We start from the raw sequence: 11,549 nt of genomic DNA on the forward strand, positions 1-11,549 counted from the left end.
TTATTTAGTTAACTGACGATCTACAGACCAGCGACCGGCACCTTTGATTAACAAGGCTACGTTTATACCTATCACCAGTAAATGATATTCAAACCCTTCACCTGCCTGCTGGCCAGTCCAGTTCATAAAGAACCCGTTGGCGGCGTGCATATTCATGGCAACCAGCATGATTACGGTTAACATACCTGCCCAAAGCCGGGTGGTAAACCCAAACAGGATCAATAATGAGCCAATGCTTTCAGTGATGATCACCAGGAATGCCAGGATAGCAGGGGTACCATTGGAGGTAAAGAAATTCATAGTGCCCTTGAAGCCATGCCCGCCAAACGCGCCCAGCAATTTCTGAAGGCCGTGAGGAAGCATTACCAGCGCTGTAGTGATGCGTACTATAAATGAAGTAAGACTGTCGTCGGTTTTAAGTAAGCGTTTAAACATAATGGTTTATTTATTAAGCTATTGTAGTTAGTACGTCTATTGTATATACAACTATTGTGGCAAAAAAAATTTAATCACGCAGCCGGTCCAGCAGGTCATTGATAAGATCAGCCTCCTGTTTCGTGATCTTCTTAGCAAGTTTTAAATGTTGCTCTTCCATCACAGGATCCAGCTTTTTCAATAATTCCAGCCCCTTCTCTGTAATTTCAATTTCCACCTTTCTACGATTGCTGGGACACTGCCGGCGGGTTAATAACCCCTTTTGCCGCAGTTTTTCCACCAGCCGGGTGGCATTACTCATCCTGTCCATCATCCGTTCCTGTATATCCAACAGATTTAGCGGATTAGGACGGCTTCCTCTCAATATCCTCAGCACATTGAACTGCTGGCTGGACAAGTCGTATTGCTTCAACGTCTGATTGGTAATCACTTCCAGCCAAATCCCCGTGAATATGATATTCAGCTGGGCCCGTTGAAATTCATCCTTAAATTTCGCCTGTTTCAGTTCTTCCTCCAGTTTCATAATTACAATTACAACTGTTGTCTATACAACAAAGGTAGGTGTATTTTTATATTTGCCAAATTTTTTTTGAGTCTTTAGCCTTTAGTAAAATGCAGCGAAGATCACATGGTTTTTAATATGGTGATCTCCGCTGCATTTTACTAAGACTTTCTCAGCTATTCAACCCGCCATCAATAGTCAGGGCTGATCCATTGATGTAGCCGCTTTCAGGGCCTGCCAGGAAGCTTACCAGGTCCGCAACGTCGTCGGCTTTGCCGAAATGCCCCAGGGCAATATGTTGTCGCTGCTGATCTGCATGAGCACCGTCGGCTGGATTCATGTCTGTATCTACCGGTCCCGGCTGTACGAGATTAGTGGTAATACCCCTGCTGCCCAGATCACGCGCCAGTCCTTTGTTGAAGGCGATGAGCGCCGACTTACTCATACTATACAAGGTACCATAGGGCCCCACTACCCGGTCGGCCATGCAGCTGCCGATAGTGATAATACGCCCGCCGGTGCCCATATGCCGCGTGGCTGTCTGTGTTGCCACAAACACCGCCCGTGTATTAATTGCCATGGTTTGTTCATAATCTTCCAGTGTATAAGCTGCGAATTCCTTCATGACTGCAATGCCGGCATTGTTGACAAGGATATCTATGCCACCATATGTTTTCACGGTATGATCTACAGCGTTTGTTACTGCCTGTGCATCCGCACTGTCGGCCGCTATTGCTTCCGCATGCTGACCTTTTCCATTCAGCTCCTCTACCAGCTCGGTAGCCTGCCTGACCCCTTTTACATAGGTGAATACAACTTTGGCTCCTTCTCCTGCCAGTCGCCTTACAATGGCAGCGCCCATACCTCTGCTTCCTCCTGTAACCAGGGCTATTTTGTTTTCCAGTCTTTTCATAAAAATAGATTTTATGACAGCAAAGCTAGGCTGGTAGCCTGGTTTAAAGAAGAGCGGTGCTAATTGTTAAATACTAACATCCTTGTTAGTATAAGGCTGGAGGTACCTTTCCTGCAATATATTCAGATGATGTATCTGGTGCCCGACAATAGTAAATCCCATCGCCAGCACCGACATTTCCGTTTTCCAGCTCATACCGGTGGTAAGTAATATAGCTGGTGTAAAACTGTTGTACTGAGCAATCGTCGCCATACGAAGTGCTTTCAATTCATCCAGGATCTCCTTTATCTGGCGATGCTCCACGGGAGCATTGGCGGCATACTCATTCTCGTCCATCGATGGCGGTAACTGCCGGTCATGCCGGGAAAACAACATCGCCCTGAAACTGAATACACGTTCCGTATCAACGATATGTTGCAATACCATCTTCACCGTCCATTTGCCTGGTGCATAGGCATAATCAGACAGCGGTTCAAGCGCTGCTATGTCAAGCGATTGCAATGCCGCTAATGACTGATCCAGTGCAGTGTTGAGGTCTACGTCGGGAACCTGGCTGATATAGCGATTATAATAACCTGAATCCGGGTGGATAGCTTCCTTTTTCATATCGGGTGGTTTAAGGCAAGGAAGATAAGAAGAATTAGGAATTACGAAATAGCGGGGAGATAGTAAACGCAAAAATTAATCTCGCTACTATCTCCCCGCTATTTCGTAATTCCTAATTCCTAATTCGTAATTCTCCTCTTCCCTACAATCCAATTCATACCAAGCGCCGCTATACAAATAAACAGCCCAAAAAACTCTCTGGTTTCTTCAATCCAGGGCTTTGTGGCCTTCATCGTTTCTGCCAGGTTCTCCGCGTTGTGTTGGGTAACCCAGTCGATGACGCCGTTCTGATCAAAAAATTTATAGGTGGCATATACAAGATAAACCAGGATGCCGGCAAGATACCATTTGGGATAAAAGCGGTCGCGCGCGGCAAGCCAGCAGAGAACCGCCGAATAAAGATAAATAGGCATCCACACATATGGATCCGGATCGTTGTATTGTAAGCCTGCAAAAAGAATGAACATCAGGCATAGAACAATATTCAAAACTTTCATGACAAAAAAGGATTAAGCCTTAAACATACAATTTCAAATGCATTTATTCTTGTATTATTTTATCCGTTGAGTGCGGAATTGTGGAATGATGGTCTGCAAATTTGGCACTTTTGAAAAAAATGTTAAAAGAGCATTTGTATGGGCTAAAATAATGTTCTATATTCGGATTGATAAATAATTCCACGTGAGAACCAAAATCTGAACAAATAAAGTTTGTACCAAAGCTGAATGTTTCTCACTTTTTTATGCCTTAAATACACAAGTCTAACTTAATAAAACAAAACCCGGATGATGTATTATCCATGAAACACAGTTTATGTCCGATTCTGTAGCAATCGGCTGCTGAATCGATTTTGATTACCCTTTTCACACCCATGCAGCGCATCATGCTGGCGTGATGAATTGTTATTTTTTTGCTATGCAGAAATGATAGCCTGTTGCCATAAATCCGGCGGCGGGTAGGGAGATCTGTGTGCTTACACAAAGCGTTTTTGATGAATCAAATAGATAGGAATCCTTATTTTTTAACCATTTTTCTTAAACGTTTCCCTTATTCACGTTATGAAAAAGTTTCTTAAACAGATGCAGGCCGTGCTATGCGGCATACTGTTGCTGCTGGCCGGTAACAGCGTCTACGCTCAAACAAAAATTGCGGGAAAGGTAACCGACAAGGCTTCAGGAAATCCGCTGCCAGGCGTTACCATTTACGTAAAAGGTACTAACAGAGGTACCGCCTCCGATCCCTCCGGGAATTTTTCTTTGCAGGCTAAGCAGGGAGAAATACTTGTTTTCTCCTTCGTAGGCTACGATCCACAGGAAGTGCCGGCCGCACCGGGACTCAATGTGGCGCTCCACGAAAAAGTAGGCTCGCTCGAAGAAGTAGTAGTAACCGGTTATGCCAGCCAGAAGAAAAAAGATCTTACTGGTGCCGTTTCTATCGTAAAAGTGGAAAACCTCACCAAACAGCCCACCTCCCAGATTGCCAGCCAGCTGCAAGGCCAGGTATCAGGGGTAACTGTGTTGGGTGGCGGACAACCCGGACAGGAACCGCAGGTGAAGATCAGGGGTATCAATACATTCGGAAATAATACACCGCTCTATATTATAGATGGTGTACCGGTTTCCAATCTTACTGATGTAAATCCCAATGATGTGCAAACCATGCAGGTACTGAAAGATGCTGGTGCTGCTTCTATTTATGGCGCCCGTGCTGCTAATGGGGTGATCGTGATCACTACCAAAAGAGGCAACGGAAAAGTTAAAGTAACCTACGATGGTTACTACGGCCGCCAGGTGCCCAAAGGAGGAAATGTATGGCATATCCTCAATCCACAGGAACAGGCTAACCTTAAATGGATGGCTATTAAGAACTCCCCGGGAACACCATTCCAGGATGCTCAGTACGGTAGCGGCGCTACGCCGGTGCTGCCTGATTATATTGCGCCCGCCGGCTTGAAAGAAGGCGATCCAGGCGTGAACCCGGATTTGTATTACGTGGATCCCAACTATAAAGACCCTGCTGTATTGAAAACATTCTATCGTATCTCTAAAGCTAACAAACAGGGCACAGACTGGTTTCACGAAATATTCAAACCTGCTCCCATCACCAGCCATAATATTTCTGCTTCCGGTGGCGGCGATATCGGTAACTATTTCTTCTCTTTCTATTACTTCAATCAACAGGGAACGCTCACCAATACCTATAATAAACGTTATGCCGTTCGCGCTAACAGCAACTTTAATATAACTGATCACATCAGAGTGGGTGAGAATATGGAATATTCCATTATCAATAACCCCCAGATCGGTACCCTGGTGGAAGGTAGTGGTATAGGTATGGCATTCCGCGAACTGTCTATCATACCGGTTCGGGATATCAAAGGAAACTATGCCGGCTCCAGCGGTAAAGACCTTGGCAACGCCCGTAACCCAGTAGCTATACAAGACCGCTTTGGCAGAACAAAAGCAGTGGCAAACAGGCTGCTGGGTAACGTTTACGCAGAAGCCGACTTCCTGAAAAATTTCACTGTCAGAACAAGTTTCGGTGGTGAAGTATATTCATTCGATAATAATAGCTTTACACTACCCGAATATGAGAATGCAGAGAATAATACCGTAAACTCCTATACAGAAACAACCGGTAATGGTTACGACTGGACCTGGACCAATACACTTACTTATCACAAGAACTTTAGTGCAACACATGATCTGAAAGTTATGATTGGTACAGAAGCGTATGATAATTACTTCCGTACTTTAACCGGTACTACTACCGATTATTTTACTTTCGATCCTGACTTTGCCAACCTCAGCACCGGTACTGGTACGCCTACTAACGGAAGCAGCTTCGGCTCCGATGGTTTGTTTTCTCTCTTTGCCCGGGCCGACTATTCCTATAAAGACCGCTATCTACTGGGCGCCCTGATCCGTCGTGATGGCTCCAGCAGATTCGGCCCTTCCAACCGCTACGGTAATTTCCCGGCGGTGAGCGCTGCATGGCGTATTTCACAGGAAGAGTTCATGAGGAATATCCCCTGGATCTCTGACCTGAAGTTGCGCGGTGGATACGGTATCATGGGTAACCAGATCAACGTGTCGCCTGCTAACCAGTTTATCGCCTACGGCTTCGACAGAACATCTTCTTTCTATAGCATCAATGGAGCACCCACCACCAGCAAGGGTTTTATCAGACGACAGATCGGCAACCCCAACGCAAAATGGGAAAGCAACGAGAACTCCAATATCGGTGTGGATGCAACCCTCTTTAAAGGGAAACTGGAATTTACAGTAGACTACTACCGTAAGATAGTACGTGATCTGTTGTACAACCCCGAACTGCCTGGTGTATACGGCGCAGCTACAGTGCCTTATTCCAACGTAGCCAAAATGAGAAACAAAGGATGGGATATCAACATAACCGGTAATATCGATCTCACCAAAGATCTGAAATTGACTGCCACAGGAACACTGACAACGTATAACAATACGATCCTGGCCATTTCCGAATCTGCTCCATATTTCGATCTCGAAAGCCGACGCTTCGGATCTCCTATCATACGTAATGCTATCGGACATTCTATCAGCGAATTCTACGGATATAAGATCATCGGTTTCTGGGACAGTCAGGCAGAAGTAGATGCCGCTAACGCATCTGCCAAAGCTAAATTCCCCGACCTGAAAGAATACCAGGCCGGCGCCGGAATGGGCCGCTTTAAATATGCGGACGTGAACGGTGATGGTAAGGTGGATGCGAGTGACCGTACTTTCCTGGGTAATCCTAATCCTAAATTTTCTTATGGTCTGAACATCGGGCTTACTTACAAGAACTTTGATTTCAGCGCTTTCTTCTATGGCGTACAGGGTAACAAGATCTGGAATCAGGTAAAATGGTGGACTGATTTCTATCCTTCTTTCGTAAGTGCCAAAAGCAAAACAGCATTGTATGATTCCTGGACACCAGATCATAAAAATGCAAAAGCTCCCATTCAGGAAATCAGCTCTTACACCAGCACTTCAGGTGCCCCCAATTCCTATTATGTGGAAAATGGATCCTATCTGCGTGCCAAGAATATTCTCCTCGGCTATACGCTGCCGTCTTATATGCTGAAACGCATTGGCATAGAAAAGTTCAGGGTGTACGTGCAGGCGGCTAACCTGTTTACTATCACCAAATACACTGGTATAGATCCTGAAGTAGCTGGAAATACACAGTCATTCGGATTGGACGAAGGTGCCTATCCCAGCCAGCGTCAGTACCTGGTGGGTGTGAATGTTGTATTCTGATCCTTTTATTGAACTGTTAAAAAAGAAAGAAATGAAAACATTACGATATACAAGTCTTGCTGCAATTATGCTGGCCGGCCTGTTTGCCGCCTGCTCGAAGAGTTTCCTGGAACGTACGCCTAAAGGCACTTTAACAGAAGAAATCGTAGCCAACAAAGCCGGCGTGAATTACCTGCTGATAGGCGCATATGCTGTGCTCGACGGACAAGGTAACGGCGCTGCCGTAGGCGGTGGAAACCCCTGGGAAGCTTCGCCTACCAACTGGATCTATGGAAGCGTAGTGGGAGGCGATGCCCATAAAGGCAGCAATGCCGGCGACCAGGAGCCTATCAATGAAATCGCTAAAAGCACTTACACATCTGCCAATAACTTCTTCAACAGTAAATGGAAGGCTGTTTATGAAGGTGTAAGCCGCTGTAATCTTACATTGACCAAAATGCATCAGGCAACTGACATGTCGGCCGATGAAAAAAAATCAGTAGAAGCCCAGGCCCGTTTTCTCCGCGCGCACTATTATTTTGAACTGAAGAAATTCTTCAACAACGTGCCGTATGTATCCGATACTACAGCGGATCCCAGGGTGGCTAACGACAAAGATATCTGGCCATACATTGAGGCCGATTTCAAGTTCGCTGCCGATAATCTTCCTGCCGATTATGCTGCCAGTGGAGAAGTAAGCAGGGCGAATAAATCAGCCGCACAGGCTTACCTGGCAAAAACATATCTCTATGAGAAAAAATACCAGGACGCATTTACCCTGTTCCAGACAGTAGTAAATACAGGCGTTACCAGCGCAGGTGTGAAGTATGGCCTGCCTGCACGTTATGAAGACAATTTCGATGCTGCCAAAAAAATGGGGAACCCGGAAGCGGTATTTTATATAGAGATGACAGCGAATGATGGTACCAATACCATAGCCAATGCCAATTCCGGCGAAATGCTGAACTTTCCTTATGATCCCAGTCCCTTTGGCTGCTGTGGCTTCTATCAGCCTTCACAGGATCTCGTGAATTCTTTCCGCGTAGATGCAAGCGGATTGCCTTACCTGGATGATTACAACGATCATTCGGTGAAATCTGATAAAGGTATCAACAGTTCTCAGTCCTTTACGCCTGATGACGGTTTGCTTGATCCCCGCCTCGATTGGACAGTTGGGCGTCGTGGTGTGCCGTACCACGACTGGGGAAATCACCCCGGCGCATTATGGCAGCGTGATCAGTCGTACGGTGGCCCCTATTCACCGAAGAAAATGGTATACTGGAAAAAAGATCAGGATAAATACCACGATGCACACTCCTGGGCACCAGGTTCCGCGATTAACGTTCATCTGATTCGTTTTGCAGACGTATTACTCATGTATGCCGAAGCTGCCGCCCAGATAGGCAACCTGCCGGTAGCACTGCAGGCCGTAAATACAGTGAGAGACAGAATGAAGAATAATCCCACTCAGTGGCTGCATCAGTTCAATGATGCTACCCAGCAGTTCAGTCCCACCGTAATGGCAGCCAACTACCTGATCGGAGATTATCCGGTATTCCCGGATAAAGCCTACGCATTGAAAGCAATTTACTTCGAGCGTAAACTGGAGCTGGCAACTGAAGGGCATCGCTTCTTCGATCTCTCCAGATGGGGTATTGCTGATCAGGTACTGAATGCCTATTATGCTTCCGAGAAAAAAGCGGGATTCACTGACCTGAATGGAGCGATATTTACCAAAGGTAAAAATGAATACTTCCCGATTCCGCAACGTCAGATTGACCTTACATTACAGGCAGGAAAACCTGTACTGAAGCAGAATACAGGATACTAGTTAAGAATTGGTAATGAAGAATTAAGAAACAACGCGAAGGCCTCAGTGAATAGTAATAATTGCTAAGGTCTTCGTGCTGTTTCCTAATTCTTTTATCTTCGCTCTGTTGCTTAATTCCTCATTCCCAATTCCTGATTTTCTCTATGCGTATCTTCCTCCTCTCTTTACTACCTTTTTTATTTGGATGTCATCAGACTTCGCCGGATGCAAAAGGAAAAGCATTGGTAGAGAAATATTGTTCCGGCTGTCATTTGGCGGTATCACCGGATATGCTGGACAAAGAAACCTGGACAAACCATGTGCTGCCTGCTATGGCGCCGCGGTTGGGGATCAGGGTGTGGAGTGGTAACAAATATTATCCTCCTATGCCCGGAGAAGCGCCGGCACAGCTTTCCATTACGGAATGGACAGAGTTGGTGGCGTATTTCCAACGCTGTGCTCCTGAGAAGCTCATACCTGCCCGGCCGTCGGTGCCGTTGCAGCGCGACTGGGCCTGTTTCTCCCTGAAAAAGCCGGTAGTAAAGGATACGCAGACAGTAGCGGCTACTACGATGGTGGCCTTCCTGCCCGATGGAAACGGGATACTCAGCAGCGATGGAAATAATACACTTACCCGCTGGAATAAAGAGCTGCAACCGGTATATATCCGGAAATTGCATTCCCCGGCTGTAAGTGTCATTTATACACCTGATAGCACTGGCCAATCCCAGGCAGTGCTGACGGAAATTGGTCACCTGCGCGCACTGGATGTGCCCGCTGGAATTGTCACCAGGATTGATCTTGACAAACCGGATGTTAGCCAGACAGACCTCATGCCATTCCTGAAACGCCCGGTGCAGACGCTGGCTGCGGATTTTGATAAAGACGGACTTACAGATCTGCTGGTATGTGCTTTCGGTCATAACCAGGGTGGATTATACTGGCTGAAACAACTGCCCGGCCATCATTACAGGCAGATGCCGATATGGGAAGTACCCGGAGCAATTCACGCAGAACTGAGAGATTTTAACAATGACGGCTATACGGACTTTATGGTGCTGTTTGCCGCAGGAAATGAAGGAATATGGTTGTTTGAAAATGATAAAAAAGGTGGTTTTATATCCACAAATCTGCTGCGATTTCCGCCGCTATATGGATCTACAAGTTTCCAGCTGGCCGATTTTAACGGAGATGGTAAACCAGACATACTTTATACCTGTGGTGATAATGCAGATTTTTCCATGATCCTTAAACCTTACCATGGATTATATGTCTATCTGAATGAAGGAAATAACAAATACAGCCAGGCCTGGCATTATCCGGTCAATGGTTGTACTAAAGCTGTAGCGATGGATTTTAATGGCGATGGCAGACTGGATATTGTTTCTATCGCATTCTTCGCAGATTTCCGCGACCGTTCCGGGGAAAAGTTCATTTACTTTGAGGGAGGCAGCAAGCCGCTGCAATTTACACCACACTCGCCGCCACTGGAGCACGAAGGCCGCTGGCTTTGTATGGATGTAAATGATGTTGATGGAGATGGAGATCCGGATATTGTACTTGGAAACTATGCGCAGGGATTTATGATACTCGATCATTATAAGCCAGACTGGAAAGAGTATCAGCCGTTTATAGTACTACAGAATAATTCGAAGCGATAAATGCAGAGTTAAATGCAACGTAAAAATCGATTGTTTATTTGGAATAAAGGTAGAAATATGTATCTTACGGCCGTATTTTCTTTGCTACGCACAAAGGATACTTTTAGCGAGTCTTGGCTTATAGAGAACAGAGCACTAATATGTTAATGATCTTTTAAAGTACATCGTTCTTGTTCAGCGTTTTCCCGATATATACCTTATTTTCTGGCGTCCGCTGCTACAGCAGGGGGTGACATAAAGATATCCTGATGTATAATCAGGTTTTAGAATGGCGGAAGGAGAGGCAGTAATGCCTCTCTTTTATTTTATATAATATTGTCATTCAACAGCTGATGTGCACGGTTAGATATTCTTTTTTACCTTCTATCATAAAAAAAGCGCAGAATTCTGAAAATCCGGTTATTACGGATTAATTTTAGTCTGAAATAAGCATTATTATCTTAAAAGGATATCTCAGTGGCTGAATATGCATTCGATCAGATTAAGGTGAGCACGCTGCTTGGTACGATCATCAGGAATAATGGTAACGAAAAAGCCAACACCTGGCTGCAACAAAGGTTACAGCTGCAACAGGAAACCGGTGCCATTTCTCCCTTCAACCAGACTTTTACGGCAATTCCACGTTTCACAGGTAAAGCCATCATTGCAATTACCCGGGAAGAAGATGAACTGCTGCAACAGCTGTTGCCTTCTTTTTTCGTACATGGCTGGACGTTAGATCGTCTCACAAGGGTTTGGTGGTTGTTACAATTACCAACAACAGATAAAAGATTATATATAGATACAATAGAGCAATTGTTCAATGCAGCTGAAATGAATGAATTGGCTGCCTTGTATAGCGCATTGGCGCTTTTTCCATGGCCGGAAGAATGGACTGCCCGCACATCAGAAGGCATCCGCTCAAATATCGGCATCGTGCAGGAAGCAATCATGTTGAATAATCCTTACCCTGCCAGGTATCTTTCAGAGCTTGCCTGGAATCAGCTGGTAATGAAAGCAATATTCACTGACAAACCGTTGCACCTGATAACCGGACTGGATGAAAGGGCTAACGCCAACCTGGCTGCGATTCTGGTAGATTTTGCCCGGGAACGCTGGGCTGCAGGCCGCACCCTCGATCCGATGCAGTGGCGCCTGTTGGGAGATTATGTGAATGCAGAGAATTTTTTCGCCATCAAACGTGTGTGGGATTCCGAACATAGTGTGGAAAAAGAAGCGGCCGCATTGGTTTGTATGCAAAGCAATTACCAGCCTGCAAAAGAGTTGTTAGCTCAGGCGCCTGCTTTACTTGAGGAGATACAATCCGGCCGTCTTACCTGGAATACTATTGCAAAGAAAACATCAAAACAACTCATTTAAAACT

The 11,549-nt window shown here is 45.6% G+C and carries 9 protein-coding genes; 4 read left to right on the forward strand and 5 right to left on the reverse strand.

Features of this window, described 5'->3' with window-relative positions; all coding sequences use genetic code 11:
- The 5 genes from UNH61_RS00275 to UNH61_RS00295 all read right to left on the reverse strand — a co-directional run bounded on the left by UNH61_RS00275 (position 1) and on the right by UNH61_RS00295 (position 2,953).
- Positions 1–435, reverse strand: a complete 435-nt coding sequence (locus tag UNH61_RS00275) for a DoxX family protein (protein ID WP_326990097.1) — start codon at positions 433–435, stop codon at positions 1–3.
- A 70-nt stretch (positions 436–505) separates the two neighbouring features.
- Entirely contained in the window at positions 506–958 is a 453-nt protein-coding gene (locus tag UNH61_RS00280) for a MarR family transcriptional regulator (protein ID WP_326990098.1), read from the reverse strand.
- A 151-nt stretch (positions 959–1,109) separates the two neighbouring features.
- Positions 1,110–1,850, reverse strand: a complete 741-nt coding sequence (locus tag UNH61_RS00285; protein ID WP_326990099.1) for a 3-oxoacyl-ACP reductase family protein — start codon at positions 1,848–1,850, stop codon at positions 1,110–1,112.
- A gap of 66 nt (positions 1,851–1,916) precedes the next feature.
- Positions 1,917–2,456, reverse strand: coding sequence for a DinB family protein (locus tag UNH61_RS00290; RefSeq protein ID WP_326990100.1), 540 nt, complete (start codon positions 2,454–2,456; stop codon positions 1,917–1,919).
- Positions 2,457–2,575: 119 nt separating this feature from the next.
- Positions 2,576–2,953, reverse strand: coding sequence for a transmembrane 220 family protein (locus UNH61_RS00295; protein ID WP_326990101.1), 378 nt, complete (start codon positions 2,951–2,953; stop codon positions 2,576–2,578).
- Between the two features lie 561 nt (positions 2,954–3,514).
- Here UNH61_RS00295 and UNH61_RS00300 point away from each other — a divergent pair.
- The 4 genes from UNH61_RS00300 (at position 3,515) to UNH61_RS00315 (ending at position 11,545) form a co-directional block, all read left to right on the forward strand.
- A complete protein-coding gene (locus tag UNH61_RS00300) occupies positions 3,515–6,736 on the forward strand; it encodes a TonB-dependent receptor (protein WP_326990102.1) in 3,222 nt (1,073 codons plus the stop codon).
- Between the two features lie 31 nt (positions 6,737–6,767).
- The gene (locus tag UNH61_RS00305; protein WP_326990103.1) at positions 6,768–8,546 is read left to right on the forward strand and encodes a RagB/SusD family nutrient uptake outer membrane protein; all 1,779 of its coding nucleotides are present in this window, start codon (positions 6,768–6,770) and stop codon (positions 8,544–8,546) included.
- A gap of 143 nt (positions 8,547–8,689) precedes the next feature.
- Positions 8,690–10,186: an FG-GAP-like repeat-containing protein gene (locus tag UNH61_RS00310; protein WP_326990104.1), complete on the forward strand. Its 1,497-nt coding sequence runs from the start codon at positions 8,690–8,692 to the stop codon at positions 10,184–10,186.
- Between the two features lie 456 nt (positions 10,187–10,642).
- Positions 10,643–11,545 (forward strand): EboA domain-containing protein, encoded by a 903-nt coding sequence (locus UNH61_RS00315; protein ID WP_326990105.1) that lies wholly within the window; start codon positions 10,643–10,645, stop codon positions 11,543–11,545.
- Positions 11,546–11,549 lie beyond the last annotated feature (4 nt).

Source organism: Chitinophaga sp. 180180018-3, from assembly GCF_037893185.1.
In the GTDB taxonomy this organism is placed as follows: domain Bacteria; phylum Bacteroidota; class Bacteroidia; order Chitinophagales; family Chitinophagaceae; genus Chitinophaga.

Excerpts from the sequence above, each read along its gene's own strand:
- UNH61_RS00310 (WP_326990104.1), top strand. The coding sequence starts at position 8,690 with ATGCGTATCTTCCTCCTCTCTTTACTACCTTTTTTATTTGGATGTCAT.
- UNH61_RS00275 (WP_326990097.1), bottom strand. The coding sequence starts at position 435 with ATGTTTAAACGCTTACTTAAAACCGACGACAGTCTTACTTCATTTATA.
- UNH61_RS00280 (WP_326990098.1), bottom strand. The coding sequence starts at position 958 with ATGAAACTGGAGGAAGAACTGAAACAGGCGAAATTTAAGGATGAATTT.
- UNH61_RS00285 (WP_326990099.1), bottom strand. The coding sequence starts at position 1,850 with ATGAAAAGACTGGAAAACAAAATAGCCCTGGTTACAGGAGGAAGCAGA.
- UNH61_RS00300 (WP_326990102.1), top strand. The coding sequence starts at position 3,515 with ATGAAAAAGTTTCTTAAACAGATGCAGGCCGTGCTATGCGGCATACTG.
- UNH61_RS00305 (WP_326990103.1), top strand. The coding sequence starts at position 6,768 with ATGAAAACATTACGATATACAAGTCTTGCTGCAATTATGCTGGCCGGC.
- UNH61_RS00295 (WP_326990101.1), bottom strand. The coding sequence starts at position 2,953 with ATGAAAGTTTTGAATATTGTTCTATGCCTGATGTTCATTCTTTTTGCA.
- UNH61_RS00290 (WP_326990100.1), bottom strand. The coding sequence starts at position 2,456 with ATGAAAAAGGAAGCTATCCACCCGGATTCAGGTTATTATAATCGCTAT.